Annotated in this window: 15 protein-coding genes; 8 read left to right on the plus strand and 7 right to left on the minus strand. The window is 73.7% G+C overall.

Annotated features, from left to right (window positions below; all coding sequences use genetic code 11):
* Positions 1 to 58: 58 nt before the first annotated feature.
* Positions 59 to 2,278 carry an ATP-dependent DNA helicase UvrD2 gene (locus tag IE295_RS11030; RefSeq protein ID WP_308013105.1) on the minus strand — a complete coding sequence of 740 codons (2,220 nt, stop codon included), beginning with the start codon at positions 2,276 to 2,278 and terminating at the stop codon, positions 59 to 61.
* A 160-nt stretch (positions 2,279 to 2,438) separates the two neighbouring features.
* Between IE295_RS11030 and IE295_RS11035 the strand changes: the two genes are divergently transcribed.
* Positions 2,439 to 2,681, plus strand: a complete 243-nt coding sequence (locus tag IE295_RS11035) for a mycoredoxin (RefSeq protein ID WP_190063366.1) — start codon at positions 2,439 to 2,441, stop codon at positions 2,679 to 2,681.
* 7 nt (positions 2,682 to 2,688) lie between these two features.
* On the opposite strand, the gene nudC is transcribed toward IE295_RS11035, so the two are convergent.
* The 5 genes from nudC to IE295_RS11060 form a co-directional block, all read right to left on the minus strand.
* Entirely contained in the window at positions 2,689 to 3,618 is a 930-nt protein-coding gene (nudC, locus tag IE295_RS11040; RefSeq protein ID WP_190063367.1) for an NAD(+) diphosphatase, read from the minus strand.
* A 76-nt stretch (positions 3,619 to 3,694) separates the two neighbouring features.
* Positions 3,695 to 5,095 (minus strand): dipeptidase, encoded by a 1,401-nt coding sequence (locus tag IE295_RS11045; protein ID WP_190063368.1) that lies wholly within the window; start codon positions 5,093 to 5,095, stop codon positions 3,695 to 3,697.
* Positions 5,096 to 5,142: 47 nt separating this feature from the next.
* Positions 5,143 to 8,424 (minus strand): ATP-dependent helicase, encoded by a 3,282-nt coding sequence (locus IE295_RS11050; RefSeq protein ID WP_190063369.1) that lies wholly within the window; start codon positions 8,422 to 8,424, stop codon positions 5,143 to 5,145.
* Between the two features lie 31 nt (positions 8,425 to 8,455).
* Complete coding sequence (locus tag IE295_RS11055; protein WP_224323044.1) at positions 8,456 to 11,713, minus strand: ATP-dependent helicase; 3,258 nt, start codon at positions 11,711 to 11,713, stop codon at positions 8,456 to 8,458.
* A gap of 197 nt (positions 11,714 to 11,910) precedes the next feature.
* Positions 11,911 to 12,270, minus strand: a complete 360-nt coding sequence (locus IE295_RS11060) for an MGMT family protein (protein WP_190063491.1) — start codon at positions 12,268 to 12,270, stop codon at positions 11,911 to 11,913.
* A gap of 167 nt (positions 12,271 to 12,437) precedes the next feature.
* Between IE295_RS11060 and IE295_RS11065 the strand changes: the two genes are divergently transcribed.
* The 7 genes from IE295_RS11065 to IE295_RS11095 all read left to right on the plus strand — a co-directional run bounded on the left by IE295_RS11065 (position 12,438) and on the right by IE295_RS11095 (position 22,085).
* Positions 12,438 to 15,128: a flippase-like domain-containing protein gene (locus tag IE295_RS11065; RefSeq protein ID WP_190063370.1), complete on the plus strand. Its 2,691-nt coding sequence runs from the start codon at positions 12,438 to 12,440 to the stop codon at positions 15,126 to 15,128.
* Positions 15,129 to 15,172: 44 nt separating this feature from the next.
* Positions 15,173 to 15,565 (plus strand): TOBE domain-containing protein, encoded by a 393-nt coding sequence (locus IE295_RS11070; RefSeq protein WP_190063371.1) that lies wholly within the window; start codon positions 15,173 to 15,175, stop codon positions 15,563 to 15,565.
* Between the two features lie 9 nt (positions 15,566 to 15,574).
* Positions 15,575 to 16,333 carry a molybdate ABC transporter substrate-binding protein gene (modA, locus tag IE295_RS11075; protein ID WP_190063372.1) on the plus strand — a complete coding sequence of 253 codons (759 nt, stop codon included), beginning with the start codon at positions 15,575 to 15,577 and terminating at the stop codon, positions 16,331 to 16,333.
* A gap of 7 nt (positions 16,334 to 16,340) precedes the next feature.
* Complete coding sequence (locus tag IE295_RS11080; RefSeq protein WP_190063373.1) at positions 16,341 to 18,296, plus strand: ABC transporter permease; 1,956 nt, start codon at positions 16,341 to 16,343, stop codon at positions 18,294 to 18,296.
* Between the two features lie 120 nt (positions 18,297 to 18,416).
* Entirely contained in the window at positions 18,417 to 19,931 is a 1,515-nt protein-coding gene (locus tag IE295_RS11085) for an alpha/beta hydrolase (protein WP_190063492.1), read from the plus strand.
* 185 nt (positions 19,932 to 20,116) lie between these two features.
* Positions 20,117 to 20,518, plus strand: a complete 402-nt coding sequence (locus IE295_RS11090; RefSeq protein WP_190063374.1) for a hypothetical protein — start codon at positions 20,117 to 20,119, stop codon at positions 20,516 to 20,518.
* Between the two features lie 10 nt (positions 20,519 to 20,528).
* Positions 20,529 to 22,085: an alpha/beta hydrolase gene (locus IE295_RS11095; protein ID WP_190063375.1), complete on the plus strand. Its 1,557-nt coding sequence runs from the start codon at positions 20,529 to 20,531 to the stop codon at positions 22,083 to 22,085.
* 61 nt (positions 22,086 to 22,146) lie between these two features.
* Here the strand turns inward: IE295_RS11095 and moeZ are convergent, their stop codons facing one another.
* Positions 22,147 to 23,325 carry an adenylyltransferase/sulfurtransferase MoeZ gene (moeZ, locus tag IE295_RS11100; RefSeq protein ID WP_190063376.1) on the minus strand — a complete coding sequence of 393 codons (1,179 nt, stop codon included), beginning with the start codon at positions 23,323 to 23,325 and terminating at the stop codon, positions 22,147 to 22,149.
* Positions 23,326 to 23,370: the final 45 nt, after the last annotated feature.

The raw sequence follows: 23,370 nt of genomic DNA on the forward strand, positions 1-23,370 counted from the left end.
CGCAGAGCCGTCGTCTCCCTGCTCGGAAGGCTATGGGTATGCCGTCCGCGCGCGCAAACTATTTTTCCGGAGATTCTTCGGACGTGTCCTGGGACACGTCTTCCGAGGCCGGCTCGTCGCCTGCGCACAGGGCGAGGACGTCGGCTCCGAACCTGCCGAGCTTGCGTCCTCCGACTCCAGAGATGCTCGCCAGCTCCGATTCGGTTCCCGGTACGGCCTCGGCGATCGCGAGGAGCGTCTTGTCGGTGAAGACGCAGAAGGCGGGCTGGCCCAGCAGCTGGGCCTGGGTGGCCCGCCAGTCGCGCAGGCGTTCGTAGAGCGCCTCGTCCAGCTCCGAGGGGCAGTCCTCGCACCGCATGAGCTTGATCTCACCGGCGTCGGTCAGGGTCCGCCCGCAGACCCTGCAGCGCACCGGACCGCGCCGCGCCCGGGTGCCGCCGCGCTCGATGCCGCCCCGCCCGGGGCCCGCGCCCGCGGCAGAGCCGGCCGAGCCGGGGCGCGGGGCGGCCGAGCCCGGCCGCAGTCCGTTGAGGAAGCGCGTGGGCCGCCGGGAGGCCCGGCCGCCGGGGGTCCGGGACAGCGCCCAGGACAGGGACAGGTGCTTCCTGGCGCGGGTGACGCCGACATAGAGGAGCCGGCGCTCCTCCTCCACCTGCTCGTCGGTCTTGGCGTAGGTGATCGGCATCATGCCCTCGGCCAGCCCGACCAGGAAGACGGCGTCCCACTCCAGGCCCTTGGCGGCGTGCAGTGAGGCCAGCGTCACACCCTCGACGGTCGGCGCGTGCTGGGCGCTCGCCCGCTCGTCCAGCTCCGCGACGAGGTCGGCGAGCGTGGCCTCGGGGCGGGCCCGCACGAAGTCCTCGGCCAGCCGCACCAGGGCCGCCAGCGACTCCCAGCGGTCCCGCACCGCGCCCGACCCGGCCGGCGGCTCCGGCGTCCAGCCCCGGGTGCTGAGCACGGCCCGCACCTGGGCCGGCACGTCCTCGGCACCGGCCAGCTGGGGGTCGGAGTGGTGGCCGGCGCGGGCGGCGCCGCGCAGCAGCAGCCCGGCCTCGCGCACCTCGGGCCGCTCGAAGAACCGCTCGGCGCCGCGCAGCTGGTAGGGCACCCCGGCGTCGGCGAGGGCCTGTTCGTACACCTCGGACTGGGCGTTGATGCGGTAGAGGATGGCGATCTCGCTGGCGGGCACGCCGGAGTCGATGAGGTCCTTCACGCGCCGGGCGGTGCCCTCGGCCTCGGCGGGCTCGTCGACGTACTCGGCGTAGACCGGCTCGGGGCCCGGGTCGCGCTGGGAGATCAGCTCCAGCCTGCTCTCGGCGGCCCGGCCGCGGGCGGCCGAGAGCAGGCCGTTGGCCAGGTGGACCACCTGGGGGGTGGAGCGGTAGTCCCGGACGAGCTTGATCACCGTGGCGTGCGGATGGCGGACGCGGAAGTTGAGCAGGTGGTCGGGGGTGGCGCCGGTGAAGGAGTAAATCGTCTGGCTGGCGTCGCCGACGACGCACAGGGTGTCGCGGTCGCCCAGCCAGAGCTCGAGCAGCCGCTGCTGCAGGGGGCTGACGTCCTGGTACTCGTCGACCACGAAGTGCTGGTACTGGCGGCGCACGGTCTCGGCGATGTCGTGCCGGTCCTGGAGCACGCCCACCGTCAGCAGCAGGACGTCCTCGAAGTCGATCGTGCCGCGCTCGCGCTTGAGCTGTTCGTACATGCCGTAGACCCGGGCGATCTCGGCGGGGTCGCGCGGGACCTCCCGGCCGCACTTGGCGGCGGCGGCCGGATAGTCCTCAGGGACGGTCTGGGTGACCTTCGCCCACTCGATCTCGCCGGTCACGTCGCGCAGCTCGTTGCGGTCGAGGCGGATACGGCAGCGGGCCGCCGCCTCCGCGACGACCTGCACCTTGCGCTCCAGCAGCCGGGGCAGGTCACCGCCGACGGCCTTGGGCCAGAAGTACTGCAGCTGGCGCAGGGCGGCGGAGTGGAACGTACGGGCCTGGACGCCGCCCGCGCCGAGCTGGCGCAGCCGGCCGCGCATCTCGCCCGCCGCGCGGTTGGTGAACGTGACCGCGAGGACGCTCGCGGGCTGCAGCACCCCGGACCGCACGCCGTAGGCGATACGGTGGGTGATCGCCCGGGTCTTGCCCGTACCGGCGCCGGCCAGCACGCACACCGGCCCGCTCAGGGCCGTGGCCACCTCGCGCTGCTCGGGGTCGAGCCCGTCGAGCACCGCGTCGGCGGAGGCCGGCACCTGAGGGAAGAGGGTGGAGTGCGTTGCTGCTGTCACCCCGCCATGCTGCCAGGTCCACGGCGGCGACCGGGAATGTCGTCCACAGCCGAGCCCGTATTGTCGTACTGATACGACTGGCGGGAATGACAGCGACCGAGTGCGCGTTCTCCTTCCGGAATTACACCGCGGAAACACAAGGAAAAGGAGCGCGGGTCGCATGTCGAGCAGCGTGACGATGTACAGCACGACGTGGTGCGGCTACTGCCGTCGTCTGAAGAGCCAGATGGACCGCGAGGGCATCACGTACAACGAGATCAACATCGAGCTCGACGCCGACTCGGCGGCCTTCGTGGAGAAGGCGAACGGTGGCAACCAGACGGTCCCCACCGTTCTCTTCGCGGACGGCTCCACGCTCACCAACCCCTCGCTGGCCCAGGTCAAGGCCAAGATCGGGGTCTGAGCACCCGCTACGGCAGTTGCTCGCCGTACCAGAGTTCGATCAGCCGGGCCGCGATCGAGATGCCGGTGGGAGGTAGGACCTCCCCGGTCTTGAACGCGGCCCGCAGCTCGTCCCGCGAGAACCAGCGCGCCTCGTGGATCTCCTCGCCGTCCACCTGGATGTCCGCGGAGGTGGCGCGCGCCATGAAGCCCAGCATCAGGCTGGACGGGAAGGGCCAGGGCTGGCTGGCGACGTACTCCACGTCGCCGACGGTCACGCCCGCCTCCTCGGCGACCTCGCGGCGCACCGCCTGCTCGATGGACTCGCCCGGCTCGACGAAGCCCGCGAGCGTCGAGAAGCGGCCCTCCGGCCAGTGCATCTGCCGGCCCAGCAGCGCACGGTCCCGCTCGTCGGTCACCAGCATGATCACGGCCGGGTCGGTACGGGGGTAGTGCTCGGCGCCGCAGGCCGGGCAGCGGCGGATGTGGCCCGCCGCCGCGATCACCGTGCGCTCGCCGCAGCGGGAGCAGAAGCGGTGCAGCCGCTGCCAGTTCTCCAGGGCGACGGCGTGCACGAGCAGGCCCGCGTCGCGCGGGGACAGCAGCAGGCCCGCCTCGCGCAGCCCCGCCGGGCGCGCCGACTGGTCCATGCGGCCGGGCAGGGCGTCCTTCTGCAGGGCGAAGTAGGCGACGCCGTCCTCATCCTGGCCCAGGAAGTAGCGGTGCGTCTCGGTGACGGGCGCCTCGAATGCGGGCGTCATCACCAGCTCGGTGCGGCCGTCGGGGGTGTCGTCGATCAGCGCCTGGCCGCCGGAGACCACGAAGACCCGCGTCGAGGGGTGGCTCCACGCCGCGGAGAGCCAGGCCTCGTCCAGGCGGTGGTGCGCGGCGCGGTCGATGCCGCTCGCCCCGCTGAGCGTGATCGGCCGTTCGGCTGCGAATTCGGTCCAGGTGGTCACGGCTGCTTCCAACTCCCCCTACGGAATGGTGTCTTGCCTCTGACTGCCGGCGCGCACGCGTGCCCGCCGGCGCGTACTAGCGGGCGGGCGCGTTCCCGGCCAGGTCGCCCCACAGGTACGCGGCGGTCTCCACGCCCTTCATGAGGAGATCCAGTTCGACCTTCTCGTTCGGCGCGTGCCAGCCGTCCGACGGCACCGAGATGCCCAGGAACAGCACCGGGACGCCGAGCACGTCCTGCAGGTCGGCTGCGGGGCCGGAGCCGCCCTCGCGCGTGAAGCGGATCTTCTGCCCGAAGGCGCGGCCCATGGCGCGCGCGACCGAGCGCAGGTACGGGTGGTCGAGGGGTGTGAGGCAGGGGCGGGTCGCGCCCCAGAACGTCACCTCGTGCCGGATGCCCTCCGGCAGGCGGGCCGCCACCCAGTCGCGGACGTCCTGCTGGATGCGGTCCGCGTCCTGCCCGGCCACCAGCCGGAAGGAGAGCTTGAGCTGGGCGGAGGAGGGAACGATCGTCTTGCCGCCGGGGCCCTGGTAGCCCCCGCCCAGGCCGTTCACCTCGGCCGTCGGGCGGGCCCAGATCCGCTCGAGCGTGCTGTAGCCGGCCTCGCCGAGCGCGCCGTGCGAGTGGGCCGTGCGCAGCCAGCGCTCCTCGTCGAACGGGAGCTCGGCGAAGAGCTCGCGCTCGGCGTCCGTCAGCTCGACTATGCCGTCGTAGAAGCCGGGGATCGCCACGCGGCGGTCCTCGTCGTGCAGCGCGGCGGCCAGGCGCGCCGCCTCGAGCGCCGGGTTGGGCACGGCGCCGCCGAACGAGCCGGAGTGGATGTCCTGGTCCGGGCCGTGGAGGTCGATCTGGCAGTCGGTGAGGCCGCGCATGCCCGTGCACACCGTCGGGGTGTCCTCGGACCACATGCCGGTGTCCGAGACGATCACGGCATCGCAGGCCAGGCGGTCGGCGCGGGCCTTGATCAGGGCGGGGAAGCTCGGCGAGCCGGACTCCTCCTCGCCCTCGATCAGGAGCTTCAGATTGACGGCGGGGGCGGTGCGGCCGGTGGCCGCGAGGTGGGCCCGCACGCCCAGGGTGTGGAAGAACACCTGGCCCTTGTCGTCGGCGGCGCCGCGCGCGTACAGCCTGCCGTCGACGGTCGTGGGCTCGAACGGGTCGGTGTGCCAGCCGTCCTCGCGGGCGGCCGGCTGGACGTCGTGGTGGCCGTAGACCAGGACGGTGGGGGCGTTCTCGTCGCCGGAGGGCCACTCGGCGAAGACCGCCGGGGCGCCGTCCGTCTCCCAGACCTCGGCCGTCGGGAAGCCCGTCTCCTCGAGCTTCGCCGCCAGCCACTCCGCACTGCGCCGCACGTCCCCCGCACGGGCCGGGTCGGCCGACACGGACGGGATGCGCAGCCACTCGGCGAGGTCGTCGAGGAAGGCCGCGCGATGGGCGTCGATGTACGTGCGGACGGCGCTGTCCGGGGTGTTGCTCATGACATCGAGCCTATCCGTACACGTGGTGTGACCGGGACCGGGTTTCGTCACACCGCCCCTTCCGGGGGTCGCACCGCCTCCTCCGGGAGGGCGGCGGCGTCGCCGAGGAGGATGCGCTCCAGCCCGGCCCTGTCCGGCAGGCCGGGCGGGCGGACCGTCTCGCCGTCGCGGACGTAGACGAACGCGGCCGTGACGGAGGACACCGGCAGGCCGTGCTGCTCGGCCCAGGCGAGGCGGTAGACCGCCAGCTGGAGGGGGTCGGCGTCGTGGGCCCGGTTGGTCTTCCAGTCGACGATCTCGTAGCTCTCCGCCCCGTCGGTGCCGGTCCGGTAGACCGCGTCGATGCGGCCGCGGATCACGCGGCCCGCGAGGGTGAGCTGGAAGGGGGCCTCCACGCGGTACGGCGTGCGGCGGGCGTACGGGGTGCGCTCGAAGGCCTCCTTCAGCGCGGCCAGGTCGCGCTCGTCGGCGATCTCCGGGGCGTCCTCGGGGCCGCCGGGGAGCTCGTCGGGGCCCAGGAGGGGAAGCGGGAGGGCCTCGAAGCGGGACTCCACCCAGGCGTGGAAGCGGGTGCCCCGGCGGGCGGCGGGCTGCGGGCGGCGGGGCATGGGGCGGGCCAGGTCGCGGGCGAACCCGTCCGGGTCGGCGGCCAGGTGGACCAGCTGGGAGGCGCTCAGGGCGGGGGGTACGACGACGTCGCGCACCGTGGCGCGGGCGCGCCGGAGCTCGCCGGCCAGGGCGGTGAGGTCGCGGTCCCAGGAGGCGACCGCGCGGGCCTCCTCCGGAGCGAGCTCCCCGGGAGTGCGGGGCCGGTGGGCGTCGTCCGGGCGGGCGTCGTCCAGGTGCGCGTCGTTCAGGTGGGCCAGCACCGCGTCCGCCGCCTCGCGGCGGCGGGCCAGCGCGTCCCGGTCCAGGGGCAGGGGCCAGGCGTGGTCCTTCGCCGCCTCCTCCAGGGCCGGGTTCGCCTCGTCCTCCCCCGGGACCTCGGCCCAGGCGTCGACCTCGCCGTGGCCCGCCTCGCAGTGCGCGCGCAGGCGCTCCAGGAACTCGGAGGGGCCGCGCTTGCGCTTCTGCGCGGGGCCCCACCAGTGGCCGGAGGCGAGCAGGAGGGAGCGGGGGCGGGTGAAGGTCACGTAGCCCAGGCGCAGCTCCTCGGTGGCCTTGTGGTCCTTCATCGCCTGCTGATAGGCCTTCAGGCCCTTGCCGTCCCACTTCTCCACCGCCGGCAGGGTCTCCGCGTCGCCGCGCAGGACGTGCGGGAGGACCTTGGCGTGCGCCGTCCAGGAGTCGGCGCCCTTGGTGCTCGGGAACCTGTCCGCCACCAGGCCGGGGACGGCCACGACGTCCCACTCGAGGCCCTTCGACTTGTGCGCCGTGAGGATCTTCACGGTGTTCTCGCCGCCGGGCAGCGAGCTGTCCAGGCCCTTCTCGTACTGCGCGGCCGTGCGCAGGAAGCCCAGGAACGCCGGGAGCGTCGTCTCGCCGTCCAGGGCCGCGAAGCCCGCCGCGATGTCGAGGAACTGCTTGAGGGTCTCCCTGCGGCGGGCCGCCAGCGCCTGCGGGGAGGCCTCCAGCTCGACCTCGAGGCCCGTGGTGGCCAGGACGCGGTGCAGGACGTCCATCAGGGGGTCGGGCAGGGCGCGCCTGAGGTCGCGGAGCTCGGCCGCCAGGCGGGCGAAGCGGACGCGGGCCTCGGGAGAGAAGGGGAGGCCGTCGTCCGGGGCGTCGGCGGCGAGGAACGTGTCGAGGGCGTCCGCCAGGGAGACCACCTCGGCCGGGTCCACGCCCTCCACCGCCTCGGCCAGGCGGCGCTCGGGGTCCGTGCCGGTGCCGGCGTAGGGCACCAGCGTGCGGGCGCGGCGGCCCAGCAGGGCCAGGTCGCGGGGGCCGGTCCGCCAGCGGGGGCCGGTCAGGAGACGGACCAGGGAGGCGTTGGCGGTGGGGTCGTGGAGGACCTCGCAGACCGCCACCAGGTCGGCGATCTCGGGGAGGTGGAGCAGCCCGGACAGGCCCACGACCTCGACGGGCAGCTCGCGGCGGACCAGGGCGGCCTGGATCTCGGCGAAGTCCGTGGCCGTGCGGCACAGGACGGCGATGTCGCCCGGGCGCGTGCCGGTGCGCACCAGGTGGGCGAGGCGGTCCGCCAGCCAGTCGAGCTCGTCGGCGTGGGTGGGCAGCAGGGCGCAGCGCACCACGCCGTCGCGCTCGGCGCCCGGCGCGGGGCGCAGGGCCTCCACGCCCGCGTGCCGCTCGCGGAGGGGGGCGGCGAGGGCGTTGGCGAGGTCGAGGAGGCGGCCGCCGCTGCGGCGGTTCTCGCTGAGGGTGTGGCGGCGGGCCGGGCGGCCGTCGGCGTGGGGGAAGTGGGCGGGGAAGTCGTCGAGGTTGGCCACGGACGCGCCGCGCCAGCCGTAGATGGCCTGGCAGGGGTCGCCGACGGCGGTGACCGCGTGGCCCGTGCCGCCGCCGAAGAGGCCGGCCAGGAGGATGCGCTGGGCGACGGAGGTGTCCTGGTACTCGTCGAGGAGGACGACCGCGAACTGCTCGCGCAGGATGCGGCCGACCTCGGGACGGCTGCGGGCGAGCTCGGCGCACAGGGCGATCTGGTCGCCGAAGTCGAGGAGGTCGCGGCGGTTCTTCTCGCGGCGGTACGCCTCGACGAGGCCGAGCAGCTCCAGGCGGGCCCGGGCGGCGTCGGGCACCTTGCGCAGGTCGGCGTTGGAGAGCCGGGCGCCCTCGAGGGCGGTCAGCAGCTCGCGGTCGTGGGCGCGCAGCCGGGAGGGGTCCACGAGGTGCTCGGACAGCTCGCCGTCGAGGGCGAGGAGGTCGGCGACCAGGTCGGCGAAGGAGTGGGTGAGGGCGGGGTGGGGGCCCGGGGAGGCGCGCAGGACGCGGGCGGCGAGCTGGAAGCGGGTGGCGTCGGCGAGGAGGCGGGTGGTGGGCTCGAGGCCGATGCGCAGGCCGTGCTCCTTCAGGAGGCGGCCGGCGAAGGCGTGGTAGGTGGAGATCTGGGGCTCGCCGCCCGCGGTGGTGTCGTCCTGCGGCTCGCCGGGGGCGATGCCGGCCTCCCCCAGGGCCCGGCGCACGCGCTCGGCCAGCTCGCCGGCCGCCTTGTTGGTGAAGGTCAGGCCGAGGACCTGCTCGGGGGCGACCTGTCCGGTGCCGACCAGCCAGACCACGCGCGCGGCCATGACCGTGGTCTTGCCGGACCCGGCGCCGGCCACGATGACCTGAGGGGCGAGCGGCGCGGTGATGCAGGCCGTCTGCTCCGGGGTGAACGGGATGCCGAGGAGCTCCTTGAGCTGCTCGGGGTCGGTCAGGCGCGGGGTCACACCGGTAACGCTAACGGGGGGCACTGACACCTCACTCCACGATCTGGCGGCCCTCGGGCCGGGCCGTGCAGGAGGCGCGGAAGGAGCAGTGGGAGCAGTGCCGGCCGGGGCGGGGGGTGAAACGTTCCTCGAGGACGCGGCCGGCGGCCTCGGCGAGGAGCTCGCCGACCCACTCGCCCTCCGGGGGCCGCTGCGCCTGCACCTTGGGCAGGGCTTCGCCCCCGTCCTTGCGGTTCGCGCCCTGGCGCAGCTGGACGAGCTCGGCGCCGCCGGCGCGCGGGCGCTCGCCGTCGAAGAGGCCGTCCACGGCGCCCTCCTCGACCGCGAGCTGGTAGACGGCCAGCTGGGGGTGGCGCTCGACGTCGCCCGAGGAGACGGCGCCCTTGCCGGTCTTGAAGTCCACGACGTACGCGCGCCCCTCGGCGTCCCGCTCCACGCGGTCCATGGAGCCGCGGATGCGGACCAGGTACTGCTGGGCCTTGAGCGTGACGTCGAAGCCGTGCTCGGTGGCCACGGCGGCCCGGCCGCGCTCCATGACGTGCCAGCGCAGGAAGCGCTCGAGGGCCGCGCGCGCGTTCTCCTTCTCCTGCTGGGACTTCCAGGGCGCGTCGAAGGCGAGCGAGTCCCAGACGGACTCCAGCCGCTCCATCAGGACGGCGAGGTCCGCCGGGGTGCGTCCGGAGGCGACCTCGTCGGCCAGGACGTGGACGACGTTGCCGAAGCCCTGGGCGGCGGTGGCGGGGGCGTCCGCCTTCACCTCGCGGCCCAGGAACCACTGCAGCGAGCAGCCGTCGCCGGTCAGCTGTCCCAGGGCGGAGCCCGACAGGGCCAGCGGGTCCTCGGGGTCGCGCAGCGGCGCCGGGGTGTGCGTCGGCTCGGCGAGCCCCCACCAGCGGTCGGGGTGGGCCGCGGGGACGAGCGGCATCCCCTCCTCGTCGCGCAGCGCGGCCAGGTGGGCGAGCCGCTCGGCGGCGGCGGCCCGCAGGGCGTCCGAGGCCGCGGGGTCGACGGTGGTGGCGCGCAGTTCGGCGACGAGCGCGGCGACGGCCAGCGGGCGGCGGGGGCGCTGGGTGATGTCGACGGGCTCGGTGCCCAGCTCGGCCAGGAAGCGGGAGGGCTGGTCGCCGTCCTCGGCGGCCGCCTTGACGGCGGTGACCACGAGGCGCTCGCGGGCGCGGGTGGCGGCCACGTAGAACAGCCGGCGCTCCTCGGCGAGGAGCGCCTTGGGGCTGAGCGGCTCGGCGAGGCCGTCGCGGCCGATGCGGTCGGCCTCGAGCAGCGAGCCGCGGCGGCGCAGGTCGGGCCACAGGCCCTCCTGGACGCCGGCGACGACCACGAGCCGCCACTGCAGACCCTTGGAGCGGTGGGCGGTCATCAGGCGTACGGCGTCGGGGCGCACGGGCCGGCGGGTGAGGGTGTCGGCGGCGATGTCCTGGGCGTCGAGCTCGTCCAGGAAGTTGAGGGCGCCGCGCCCGCCGGTGCGCTCCTCGGCGCGGGCGGCGGTCTCGAAGAGGGCGCACACGGCGTCCAGGTCGCGGTCCGCGTTGCGGCCGGCGGCGCCGCCGCGGTGCGCGGCGCGCTGCAGGCGGCCGGGCCAGGGGGTGCCGTCCCAGAGCGTCCAGAGGGCCTCTTCGGCAGTGCCGCCGGCGGCGAGGAGCGTGCGGGCGGTGTGCAGGAGCGCGCCGAGGCGCTGGGCGCCGCGCGCGTACGCCGGGTCGTGCGCGACCAGACGCGCCGGCTGTGCCAGGGCTTCGGCGATGAGGGTGTCCGACGGGCGGGGGACGGCCTCGCCCGCGGCCCGCTCCTCCTCGCGCAGGGCGCGGCCCAGCCGGCGCAGGTCGGTGCCGTCCATGCCGCCCAGCGGCGAGGCGAGGAGGGCGAGCGCGGTCTCGGCGTCCAGCCAGGGCGCGTCCTCCGGCGCGCCCGCCGCCTCCGCCACGGCCCGCAGGGCCGTCAGGAGGGGGGCCACCGCCGGTTCGTGGCGCAGGGGCAGGTCGTCGCCGTCGACCTCGACGGGGACGCCCGCGCCGGTCAGCGCGCGGCGCAGGCCCGGTATCGAGCGGGATCCTGCGCGGACCAGGACGGCCATGTCGTGCCAGGGGACGCCGTCCTCGAGGTGGGCGCGGCGCAGGACGTCGGCGATGTTGTCGACCTCGGCGCCCGCGGTCGGGAAGGTGTACGCCTCGACGCGGCCGCCGTCCGTCACGGCCGTGAGCTCGCGGTGGGCGCGGACGGCGTCGGCCGGCAGGCGGGTGAGCGGCATGCGGCGGGTGAGCAGCCGGGTCGCGGCCAGCAGGGCGGCGCCGGAGCGGCGCGAGGTGGTCAGGACCCGGACCGGGGCGGCCGAGCCGTCGGGGCGGGGGAAGGCGCGGGGGAAGTCGAGGATGCCGTTCACGTCGGCGCCCCGGAAGGCGTAGATGGACTGGTCGGGGTCGCCGAAGGCGACGAGGGTGCGGCCGCCGCCGGCCAGCGCGCGCAGCAGGCGCACCTGTGCGGCGTCCGTGTCCTGGTACTCGTCGACGAAGACGGCGTCGTAGCGCCGCCCCAGCTCGGCGGCGACGTCCTCGCGCTCGGCGAGCAGGACGGCGCGGTGCACCAGTTCGGCGTAGTCGAGGACGCCCCGGGCGTCGAGCACGTCCAGGTACTCGGCCATGAAGGAGGCGGCCGCGCGCCAGTCCGGGCGGCCGATGCGGCGGGCGAAGTCGCCGAGGTCGCGCTCCCCCAGGCCCAGCTCGCGGCTGCGGGCCAGCACGGCGCGCACCTCGTCGGCGAAGCCGCGCGTGGTCAGGCAGGCCCGCAGGTCGTCGGGCCAGCGCACCCGGCCGCGGCCCTGCCGACCGAGCTCGACCTCGCCGGCGAGCAGCTCGCGCACCATGACGTCCTGCTCGGGGCCGGACAGCAGCCGCAGCGGCTCGGCGAAGAGGTCCACGTCCTGGTGGGCGCGCACGAGCGCGTAGCAGTACGAGTGGAAGGTGGTCGCCCGCGGGCCGTGGACGCCGCCCAGCCGGGCCGCCATCCGGTCGCGCAGTTCCACCGCCGCCTTGCGGCTGAAGGTCAGGACCAGGACGCGCTCGGGGTCGGTGCCGCGGCGCACCCGTTCCGCGACCGCCTCGACGAGCGTCGTCGTCTTGCCCGTGCCCGGCCCGGCCAGCACCAGCAGCGGTCCCCGGCGGTGCTCAACCACCGCGCGCTGCGCCGCGTCCAGCTCAGGAGGAACCACCGGCCCCGGCGGTGTGCGCACGAGGCGGTACGCACCCGTGGCGGGGCGGGAGGGCGGAGAGGAGCTCACGTGGTTTGCCGGTCCTGGTGGGGGTGCGGGGTGTCGTGCGGCCGTCCGTGCTGAGCGGGAGGGCGGTCCCCGACGCTACGCCAGGAGGAGGGTGGGGCGCAGGGCGTCCCACCGGTCGCCGTGGCTCTCCCGTGGCCTCATCCGTTCGGGTCATGCCTGGGGAGTACGGGCCCGGGGCCCGCGGACGGCGGCGGCCGTCAGGTGGGCGGAGTCACACCGGAGCCGTCCCACCGGGCCCGGGCGAGGGCCAGGCGGGGCACGTGCCCCTCGGCGGACCGGCCGGCCTCGCGCAGCGGGGTGCCCTCCGCGCGGTAGCGCTCGAGGGCGCGCAGCTCATGGCCGGGCAGCAGCACGCCGTCGGCGCGCACGACGCGCCACCAGGGGACGGCGCCGCCGTAGAGCGCCATGACGCGGCCCACCTGCCGGGGGCCGCCCTCGCCGAGCCATTCGGCGACGTCCCCGTAGGTCATCACCCTCCCGGGCGGGATCAGCTCCGCGACGGCCAGCACCCGCTCTGCGTATTCGGGAAGCTCGGTCACCGGTCCATACTGCCGCAGACCACCGACACCACCCTCCGCACCCACCGGAGCCGGACATTCCACAAGATCACCCAGAGTGCATCCCGGCACTACAGGGCGTACGATCCGGAGTCCGCGCCCCCGAAATGCACCCTGATACCCCCTTGCCCGGTCTGGTCATGCCACCATCTTCCGGGCGGTGACTGGTGATACGAGACCGAGAAGAGACCAACGAGCAGCAGGGCGCGCAGCCTCCGGAAGAGGCCCGCGCCCGCAAGGTGCTGCCCTGCGACGGTGAGCCGGAGGACCCCGGCAGGTACACGTGCGAAGGCGGCGAGGTCCACATCGACAAGGTCTCCGGCGACGAGCCCCTGCTCCCCGCCCGCGTCCACCGCCCGGCCGACCTCGTACGGCTCTTCCTGGGCATCGTGGGCATCGCCCTCGTGCTCGCCCTCGCCGCCTTCGCCCACGCCACCACCACCGGCCTGGAACAGGACATCAGCGAGAGCACCGGCAAGGCGCCCCAGCTGCTGGCCAGCTTCGCCGGGCTCGCGGCCAACGTCGCGATCTTCATCGTCCCGGTGGCGTTCGCCATCGAGCGCCTCATCAAGAGGGACGGCCTGCGCATCGCCGACGGCGTCCTCGCCGCCGTCCTCGCGCACGGCGTCTCCCTCGCCACCGACCTCTGGGTCGCCGAGGCGGCGCCCGCCTCGATCCGCGACGCGCTCACCCAGACCTCGCCCACCGGCGGCGTCACCGACCCGGTGCACGGCTACCTGGCGCCCGTCATCGCCTACATGACGGCCGTCGGGATGTCCCGGCGTCCCCGCTGGCGCGTGGCGATGTGGGTCGTCCTCCTGCTGGACGCCTTCGCGGTGCTGGTCAACGGCTACACCACGCCGTTCTCCATCGCCACCACCGTCCTGATCGGCTGGACCGTCGCCTACGGCACGCTCTACGCCGTCGGCTCCCCGAACGTGCGCCCCACCGGCCAGCACCTCCTGGCCGGCCTGCGCCGCGTCGGCTTCAAGCCCGTCTCCGCCCTCCGCGCGGAGGACACCACCGACACCGAGCCCTCCCCGTCCCAGGACCGGGGCCGGCGCTACATCGTCACGCTGGAGGACGGCCCGCCCCTCGACGTCACCGTCGTCGACCGCGAACAGCAGGCGCAGGGCTTCTTCTACCGCGTCTGGCAGCGCCTGGCCCTGCGCGGCATCATCCAGCGCCGCAGCCTGCTGTCCCTGCGCCAGGCCCTCGAGCAGGAGGCGCTGCTCGCCTACGCGGCCATCGCCGCCGGGGCCAACGCGCCCAAGCTCATCGCCACCTCCGAGCTCGGCCCGGACGCCGTCATGCTCGTCTACGAACACGTCGGCGGCCGCACCCTCGACGCCATCCCCGACGAGGAGATCACCGACGAGCTCCTGACCGGCGCCTGGCGCCAGGTGCGGGCCCTGCAGTCCCGCCGGATCGCCCACCGCAGACTCGACGGCGACGCCCTGCTGGTGGATCGTTCCGGCAATGTCGTCCTGACCGACCTGCGCGGCGGCGAGATCGCCGCCGGCGACGTGGTCCTGCGCATGGACGTCGCCCAGCTCCTGGTCACCCTCGGCCTGCGCGTCGGCGCCGAACGGGCCGTGGCCACCGGCGTGGCCGTCCTCGGCCCGGACGCGGTCGCCGACAGCCTCCCCCTGCTCCAGCCGCTCGCCCTCACCCGGATCAGCCGCGCGACCCTGCGCCAGCTCGCCCGGGAGCGCGCCCAGCGCGAGCGCGAGAAGGTCCTCGAGGCGGCCCGCCTGGCCAAGGAGGCCCGCTCCGACGAGGTCAGCCGCAAGGCGCTCAAGGCCGAGCGCCAGGCCGAGAAGAAGGCCATGGGCGAGGCCCTCGAGGAGGCCCGCGAGGAGGACCTGCTCGCCCAGATCCGCCAGCAGGTGCTCCTGATCCGCCCGCAGGCCCCCATAGAGCCCGTCCGCCTGGAACGCGTCAAGCCGCGCACCCTCATCAGCTTCGTGGCCGGGGCGTTCGCCGCCTACTTCCTCCTCTCCCAGCTCACGCACATCAAGTTCGGCGACCTCGTCGACAAGGCCAACTGGGCCTGGGTGGCCGTCGCGGTCGCCTTCCAGGTGCTGACCTACGTCGCCGCCGCGATGAGCCTGCTGGGCTTCGTCCCCGAGAAGGTGGCCTTCGCCCGGACGGTCCTCGCGCAGGTCGCGGGCTCGTTCGTGAAGCTCGTGGCACCGGCCGCCGTCGGCGGCGTGGCCCTGAACACCCGCTTCCTCCAGCGCGCGGGCGTCCGCCCGGGGCTCGCCGTGGCGAGCGTGGGGGCCTCCCAGCTCTTCGGCCTGGCCTGCCACATCATGCTGCTGCTGTCCTTCGGCTACGTCACCGGCACCGAACGCAGCTCCACCCTCGGCCCGTCCCGCACCGTGATCGGCGGCCTCCTCACCGCGGCCGTCCTGGTCCTGGTCGTCGCCGCGATCCCGGTCCTGCGGAAGTTCGTCTCGACCCGCCTGCGGTCGCTGTTCGCCGGCGTGGTGCCCCGCATGCTGGACGTGCTCCAGCGGCCCCAGAAGCTCCTGTTCGGCATCGGCGGCATGCTGATGCTGACCGCGGCCAACGTCATGTGCCTCGACGCCTCGATCCGGGCCTTCGGCGGCGAGCTCAGCTACGCCAGCATCGCCGTGGTCTTCCTGACCGCCAACGCCCTGGGCTCGGCGGCGCCGACGCCGGGCGGCGTGGGCGCGGTGGAGTTCGCCCTGACCGGTGCCCTGACCTTCGCGGGCCTGCCCGCGGAACAGGCGGCACCGGCGGTCCTCCTCTTCCGCCTGATGACCCTGTGGCTCCCGGTACTCCCCGGCTGGGCGTCCTTCACCCATCTCACCCGCAAGGGATCCATCTAGAGCGGCCTTGCATCTGCGGCCCGTAACGCCATACGGTGCCGCACATGCGGTCGTACACCATCGGGCAGGCAGCCCGTCTGCTGAGCGTCAGCCCGGACACGGTCCGCCGCTGGGCCGACGCCGGGCGGATCCCCACCCGGCGCGACGAGGCCGGCAAGCGCAGCATCGACGGCCCGGACCTGGCGGCGTTCTCGGTGACGCTGGCCGCCGAGGCGAGCGAGGCCGACGAGCCGTACACCACGGCCCGCAACGCCTTCCCGGGCATCATCACGGCGGTCAAGCTGGGCGACGTCGCCGCCCAGGTGGAGGTCCAGGCCGGCCCGCACCGCCTGGTGTCGCTGCTGACCCGGGAGGCCGTGGAAGAGCTGGGCCTGGCCGTGGGCATGGAGGCCGTGGCCCGGGTGAAGGCCACGAACGTGCACATCGACCGCACCTGAGGAGACCCGATGCCCCGCACCTTCCGGACGGCCCTGGCAGCCGCGCTCCTGATCCCCCTGGCAGCCTGCAGCACCGAGACGCGGCAGGACGACACCAAGAAGCAGACCACCGTCACGATCCTGGCGGCGGCCTCGCTGACGGACGTGTTCAAACAAGCGGGCGCGGCCTACGAGAAGTCCCACCCGGACACGAAGCTCAGCTTCTCCTTCGCGGGCTCCCAGGAGCTGGCGGCGCAGGTCCGCCAGGGCGTTCCGGCGGACGCCCTGGTGACGGCCGACACCAAGACGATGGGCGACCTGGCCCAGCAGACGAACGCGCCGCGCACGATCGCCAAGAACCGCCTGACGATCGCGACGGCCCCGGGCAACCCCAAGAACGTCAAGGCGCTGGCCGACCTCGCCAAGCCGGAGCTGAAGGTCGTCCTGGCCGCACCCGAGGTGCCGGTGGGCCGCTACAGCAAGAAGGTCCTCGACCAGCAGCACGTCACGGTCAAGCCCGTCTCCCAGGAGCCGAACGTCCGCGCCGTGCTGAGCAAGGTGGCACTGGGCGAGGCGGACGCCGGCATCGTCTACGTCACCGACGCGTCGACGGCGAAGAACAAGGTGGCCACGGTGACGATCCCCGACGCGCAGAACGCGGTGGCGTCGTACCCGGCGGCGACGCTCAAGAGCGCGAAGCACAGCGAGGAAGCGAACGATTTCGTCACCTGGCTCAGCGGCCCGGAGGCGCAGAAGCTCCTGGGGTCGGCGGGCTTCCAGCACCCGTGAGGCACCCATGAGGCAAGGCCGCACCCCCCTCGCGCTGGCGGCACCGGCCGCCCTGGCGGTGGCGTTCCTCCTCCTCCCCCTGACGGGCATCCTGGCCCGCACCCCCTGGGACACCCTCCCCACCCACCTGTCATCGCCCCAGACGACGCAGGCGCTGGAACTGAGCCTCCTGGTGTCGTCCTGCGCGCTGGCGCTGTCCCTCGTCCTGGGGGTTCCGCTGGCGTGGCTCCTGGCCAGGACGGAGTTCCCCGGCAAGGCGCTGGTGCGCTGTCTGGTGATGCTGCCGATGGTGCTGCCACCCACGGTGGCGGGTGTGGCACTGCTCCAGGGCTACGGACGAAGGGGCGTCCTGGGCCCGTACCTGGAGCGGTGGGGCGTCACGCTCCCGTTCTCGACGGCGGGGGCGGTGGTGGCCTCGGCCTTCGTCGCGATGCCGTTCCTGGTGATCAGCCTGGAAGGCGCGCTGAACACGCTCCACCCCCGCTACGAGGAGACGGCGACGTCCCTGGGGGCGTCCCCGCTCCGGGTCTTCCGCACGATCACGCTGCCGATGATCGCGCCGGGGCTCCTGGCGGGGGCGGCGCTCTGCTGGGCGCGCGCGCTGGGCGAGTTCGGGGCGACGATCACGTTCGCGGGCAACCTCCCCGGAACCACGCAGACGCTCCCCCTGCAGGTCTACCTCCTCCTCCAGAACGACCCGGAGGGGGCGACGGCGCTGTCCCTCCTGCTCCTGCTGATCGCGACCCTGGTCCTGCTGTCCCTGCGCGGCCGCTGGCTGAACCCGCAGAAGCCGGCGGACGGCAGGGGCCGGGGCGTACCGCGTGATGCGCGGCCAAGCGCAGGGCACCCGGAACAGGAAACGGCAACGGCAACGGCCGTACCTCACGCAGCCCCGGCAGGGCCCGTCCCGCCCCGGCCCCGCCCCGCCGAGCACCCACTGCGCGCCACGGTGAGCGGCGCGGTGGAGACGGCACTGCAAGCCGAGGCCGGCACCACCATCGCGGTGGTGGGCCCGAACGGCGCGGGCAAGACCACCCTCCTGCGCGCCCTCCTGGGCCTGACGCCACGCGCCAGGGCGACGGCCCTCACCCTGGGCGGGACCGAGACGTCCACCGCCCCGCCCCACCGCCGGGGAATCGCCTGGGTGCCCCAGGACGGCGCCCTCTTCCCCCACCTCACGGCGCTGCGGAACACGGCGTACGGCCTCAGGACCCAGGGGATACCCCGCTCCCAGGCCCACCGGGAAGCCCTCCACTGGCTGGAGAGCCTGGGCATGGCCCACCTGGCCGGCCGCAGGCCCGCCCAGCTGAGCGGCGGCCAGGCCCAACGCGTGGCCCTGGCCCGCGCCCTGGCGTCCCGCCCCCGCCTGCTGCTCCTGGACGAGCCGCTGGCGGCCCTGGACCAGTCCACCCGGGCCCGGGTCCGCCACACCCTGCGCACGCACCTGGCCGGCTTCCCCGGGGTCTGCCTGATCGTCACCCACGACCCCGTGGAGGCGGTGTCGCTGGCCGACCACGTCCTCGTCCTCGAGGAGGGCCGCACCACGCAGTACGCCACGCCCGCCGAGCTGACCCGCCACCCGCGCTCGCCCTGGACGGCCCGCATGCTGGGCCACAACGCCTGGCCGGCCGAGGCGAATCCGGACGGCACCCTGCGCCTGGAGGACGGCGCGGAACTCACTCCGGCCGACAGCCCCGCCACCCCCCGGGGCCTGGCGGTGGTCCCCACCACGGCAGTACAACTCCACACCACCCGCCCCACAGGCAGCAGCGCCCGCAACGCCTGGCAGGGCAAGGTCGCCGAGCTCGCTCCCCAGGGCGGCAGGGTGCGCGCGCTCGTCAGCGGCACCCCCGACGTGGTCGCCGAGATCACCCCCGCCGCCGCGGCGGATCTCGCCCTCGCCGAGGGCACTCCGGTGTGGGTGACGGTCAAGGCCACCGAGGTCACGTTCGTCCCCGGGTAACCCGTACGCACCGCACCACGCGCGCGCACCCCACCCCGCCCGGAGGATGGACCCGTGTCCACCTCCGCAAGGGCGACCGGAGCCACGGCCAAGGTCAGACTCAAGGTCAGGCTCAAGGCCCTGCTCTCCGCCGCACTGCTCACCCTGACAGCGACGAGCTGCAGCGGCGGCAGTGACGGCGACGGCGGCGGGAACAGCGACGCGGACACGGCCAACGCCTCAACGACCCAGAAACTGAACTGGAAAGCCTGCCCGGCCCCCAGCCGCAGCCAGGGCGACGGCGAGGCCGCCGGCAGCCCCCCGGGCCGCGACTGGGAGTGCGCGACCCTGCGCGCGCCCCTCGACTACGCGCACCCCGAGGGCGAGACCATCGGCATCGCCATGATCCGCGCGAAGGCCACCGACCAGGCCCACCGCATCGGTTCGCTCGTCTTCAACTTCGGCGGACCCGGCGGCTCCGGCGTCACCACCCTCCCGGCGTTCGCGGACGACTACCGCACCCTGCGCACCCGTTACGACCTGGTCAGCTTCGACCCGCGCGGGGTGGGCCGCAGCAGCGGCGTGACGTGCATGAGCGACAAGGAGCTGGACGCGTACTACGCCTCCGACGCCACTCCCGCCACCGACCAGGAGGCGAAGTCGCTGGTGGAGCGCGTCGAGAAGTACGCGGCGGGCTGCAAGAAGAACTCCGGCAAGGTCCTCGCGCACGTGGGCACGTCCAACGCCGCCCGCGACATGGACCTGATGCGGCAGGTCCTGGGCGACGAGAAGCTGCACTACTTCGGCGTCTCGTACGGCACGGAACTGGGCGGCGTCTACGCCCACTTGTTCCCCAAGAACGTCGGCCGCGCGCTGTTCGACGGGGTGGTGGACCCGGCGAGCGACCCCGTGCAGAGCGCCCTCGCCCAGGCCGCCGGCTTCCAGCTGGCCCTCGGCAACTACATGGCGGCGTGCGGGCAGACGTCCGACAACTGCCCCACCGAGCAGCAGATCACGGGCCTGCTGGCACGCCTGGACAAGCAGCCCATCCCTGGGGGCGACGGCCGCGACCTGACGCAGTCGCTCGCCACGAGCGGCATCGCGCAGTCCCTGTACTCGAAGGACTTCTGGGACTACCTCACCGAGGGCGTCGAGGACGCCGAGAACGACGACGGCAAGATCCTCCTCGCGCTCGGCGACGCCATGAACGGCCGCGGCCAGGACGGCAAGTACAGCTCGCTGCAGGCGTCCCTCACGGCCATCACCTGCGCGGACTTCGCCCAGCGCTACACGGCCGAGCAGGCCCGGCAGAAGAGCGCGGAGTTCCGCAAGGCGTCGCCGGTGTTCGGCGACTTCATGGCGTGGAGCCTGCTGCAGTGCACCGGTTGGCCCGTAAAGGGCGAATGGCTGACGCCGGATGTGAGCGCGAAGGGCTCGGCGCCCATCCTCGTCGTCGGCAACACCGGTGACCCGGCGACTCCTTACGAGGGAGCGCACAAGATGGCCCAGGAGCTCGGTCCGGGGGTCGGGGTGGAGATGACGTACCGGGGCGAAGGCCATGGGGCGTACGACAGCGGCAATGCCTGTGTGAAGTCCGCAGTCGACGCATACCTCTTGGAAGGCACCGTTCCAGGACCCAATAAGGTGTGTTCATAGGTGTACACATAGGTGTGGTCATAGCACCGATAGGACCGATAGCACCCATTAGCACATCACACCGGTAATACGAACTCCGCCCGCTCGAATGTCAGTGGCCCGCACTACCATCTCCCGCACGCGAGTTCCGCAGGGAACCACGCGCCGGTCACCGCCGAGCGGGCGGCGGCGAGGGGAGGGAAGCGATGTCCCGGACCACCGAGCACGGCGACAGGGACGGGGACAAGGGCGGGGACAGGGAGGAGCGGCGGGCCCGGCTGCTCACGGGCTCCCTGGCCATCGCGGCCCTGCTGGCCGCCCTGGTGTCGCTCTGGCAGACGCAGTCGAGCCCCCTGGAGCAGCCGGACCACCAGGAGACCCCCGGCACGACGGCGGCGACCGCGGAGGTGACGGCGCCCGCCCCGCTCCCGGCACCGACCCCGCCGGCCCCCGGCCCGCCGTCCCAGCCCTCGCAGCCCTCGCGTCCCTCACCGACGCCCGCCACGACGTCCGCGACCACCGCGAAGGAGGTGTACGCCCCCGCGCTCCCTCTGACGGCGACCGTACGCCGGGGGCGCGAGGCGTACGGCAGCCCGATTCATCCGTAGAGTCGATGGAATGAGTCCCACACGGCCAAGGGCCCTCGCCCTCGCTTCCGCCGCCCTGGCGATCGCCCTCACCGCCACCGGCTGCGGCGGCGACGACGCGCGGCGCGGCGCCGACGGCACGAGCGCCACCGACGACAAGGGCGGGTCCCGGGCCGCCCCGCTGCGCTGGAAGCGCTGCTCCGCCCCCACCGCCGCCCAGGGCGGCGGCAAGGCGCCCGGCAAGGGGTGGGAGTGCGCGAAGCTGCCCGTCCCACTGGACTACGCCCAGCCGGACGGCGAGAAGATCGAGCTCGCGCTGATCCGGGCGAAGGCGAATGACACGTCCGGCCGTATCGGCTCGCTCGTCTTCAACTTCGGCGGACCCGGCGGCTCCGGTGTGGCGACCCTGCCGGGCCTGGCCGATACGTACTCCACCCTGCGCGGCCGCTTCGACCTCGTGAGCTTCGACCCGCGGGGGGTCGGGGAGAGCGCGGGCGTGCGCTGCCAGAGCGACAAGGAGCTGGACGACGCCTTCCAGCAGGACGGCACGCCCGACGACGACGCCGAGCTCCGCGCGACCCTCGCCTCCAACAAGGCGTACGTCGACGCCTGCGCCAAGAACTCCGCGAAGGTCCTGCCGCACGTGGACACCGTCAGCGCCGCCCGTGACATGGACCGGATCAGGACCGCGCTGGGCGAGGAGAAGCTGCACTACTTCGGCATCTCCTACGGCACCGAACTGGGCGCGGTGTACGCCCACCTGTACCCCAAGAACGTCGGCCGCACGGTCCTCGACGCCGTCGTGGACCCCACCCAGGACCCCGTGCAGGGCAACCTCGGCCAGACCAAGGGCTTCCAACTCGCCCTCGACGACTACCTCAAGGACTGCTCCTCGCGGGGCGCGGGCGGCGCGGCGGGGGGCCGCTGCCCGACGCAGGACGAGATCACCACGCTGCTGAAGAACCTCGACACGAACCCGCTGCCCACCGCCCAGGGCCGCAGGCTCACCCAGGACGAGGCGGTCAACGGCATCGCGGCCGCGCTCTACTCCAAGGACACGTGGAAGTACCTGACGGCCGGTCTCCAGGAGGCCATCGGCAAGCGCACCGGCAACACCCTGCTGCTGCTCTTCGACTCGCTCAGCGGCCGCTCCCCCGACGGCCACTACAGCAACCTCCAGGCGGCCAACCGGGCCATCTCGTGCGCGGACTCCGAGCAGCGCTACACCGTGGACGACGTCAGGCGGCGCCTGCCGGAGTTCCGCGCGGCATCGCCCGTCTTCGGCGAGTCCGCCGCCTGGTCGCTGCTGGCGTGCACGGACTGGCCGGTCAAGGGCAGGTGGAAGACGCCCGAGGTGGGCGCCGAGGGCTCCGGGCCGATCCTGGTGGTCGGCAACACGGGCGACCCGGCGACGCCGGTGGCCGGCGCCGAGAGGATGGCCGAGAAGCTCGGCAAGGGTGTGGGCGTGCGCCTGACGGTCACGGGTGAGGGCCACGGCACGTACGGCGTCGACGAGTGCGCGACGAAGGCCGTGAACGCCCGGTTCCTCGAGGACAGGACGCCCCGGGACGGCACGACCTGCCCGTAGAGCGGGAACCGCCCCCGCTCGCGAAACGAGCGGGGGCGGTCCGGGAAGCCGTGGGCAGGCGTCAGTACACCGGCTTCTGCGGTTCGACCTGGTGCACCCAGCCGATCACGCCGCCGCCGACGTGCACCGCGTCGGAGAACCCGGCCGACTTCAGCACGGCCAGCACCTCCGCCGAGCGGACACCCGTCTTGCAGTGCAGGACGATCTTCTTGTCCTGCGGCAGCCCCTGCAGGGCGTTGCCCATGAGGAACTCGTTCTTCGGGATCAGCCGGGCGCCGGGGATCGAGACGATCTCGTACTCGTTGGGCTCGCGGACGTCGATGATGTCGATGTTCTCGCCGTCGTCGATCCACTCCTTGAGCTGCTTGGGAGTGATCGTCGAGCCGGCCGCCGCCTCCTGGGCCTCCTCGGAGACGACGCCGCAGAAGGCCTCGTAGTCGATGAGCTCGGTGACGGTGGGGTTCGGGCCGCAGACCGCGCAGTCGGGGTCCTTGCGGACCTTGACCTGGCGGTAGGACATCTCCAGGGCGTCGTAGATCATCAGGCGGCCGACCAGCGGCTCGCCGATGCCGGCCAGCAGCTTGATGGCCTCGTTGACCTGGATCGAGCCGATCGACGCGCAGAGCACGCCCAGGACGCCGCCCTCGGCGCACGAGGGGACCATGCCGGGCGGCGGGGGCTCGGGGTAGAGGCAGCGGTAGCAGGGGCCGTGCTCGCTCCAGAAGACGGACGCCTGGCCGTCGAAGCGGTAGATCGAGCCCCAGACGTACGGCTTGTTCAGCAGCACGCAGGCGTCGTTGACCAGGTAGCGGGTGGCGAAGTTGTCCGTCCCGTCCACGATCAGGTCGTACTGGGAGAAGATCTCCATGACGTTGTCGGCCTCGAGCCGGCCCTCGTGGAGAACGACGTTCACGTACGGGTTGATGCCCAGGACCGAGTCACGGGCGGACTCCGCCTTCGGCCGGCCGATGTCGGCCTGGCTGTGGATGATCTGGCGCTGCAGGTTCGACTCGTCGACCTCGTCGAACTCCACGATGCCCAGCGTGCCCACGCCCGCCGCGGCCAGGTACATCAGGGCGGGCGAACCCAGCCCGCCGGCGCCCACACAGAGCACCTTGGCGTTCTTCAGCCGCTTCTGCCCGTCCATCCCGACATCCGGGATGATCAGGTGGCGGGAGTACCTGCGAACCTCGTCGACGGTGAGCTCGGCGGCCGGCTCGACCAGGGGTGGCAGCGACACGGGGTCTCCGTAGGTCGGTGGACATACGCGAACGGACACATGCGA

This window comes from Streptomyces griseocarneus, from assembly GCF_014655595.1.
Classification (GTDB): Bacteria; Actinomycetota; Actinomycetes; order Streptomycetales; family Streptomycetaceae; genus Streptomyces; species Streptomyces griseocarneus.

Coding starts and splice junctions, on each gene's coding strand:
- IE295_RS11035 (WP_190063366.1), top strand. CDS start 2,439: ATGTCGAGCAGCGTGACGATGTACAGCACGACGTGGTGCGGCTACTGC.
- IE295_RS11045 (WP_190063368.1), bottom strand. CDS start 5,095: ATGAGCAACACCCCGGACAGCGCCGTCCGCACGTACATCGACGCCCAT.
- IE295_RS11070 (WP_190063371.1), top strand. CDS start 15,173: ATGCGGTCGTACACCATCGGGCAGGCAGCCCGTCTGCTGAGCGTCAGC.
- modA (WP_190063372.1), top strand. CDS start 15,575: ATGCCCCGCACCTTCCGGACGGCCCTGGCAGCCGCGCTCCTGATCCCC.
- IE295_RS11080 (WP_190063373.1), top strand. CDS start 16,341: ATGAGGCAAGGCCGCACCCCCCTCGCGCTGGCGGCACCGGCCGCCCTG.
- IE295_RS11090 (WP_190063374.1), top strand. CDS start 20,117: ATGTCCCGGACCACCGAGCACGGCGACAGGGACGGGGACAAGGGCGGG.
- IE295_RS11095 (WP_190063375.1), top strand. CDS start 20,529: ATGAGTCCCACACGGCCAAGGGCCCTCGCCCTCGCTTCCGCCGCCCTG.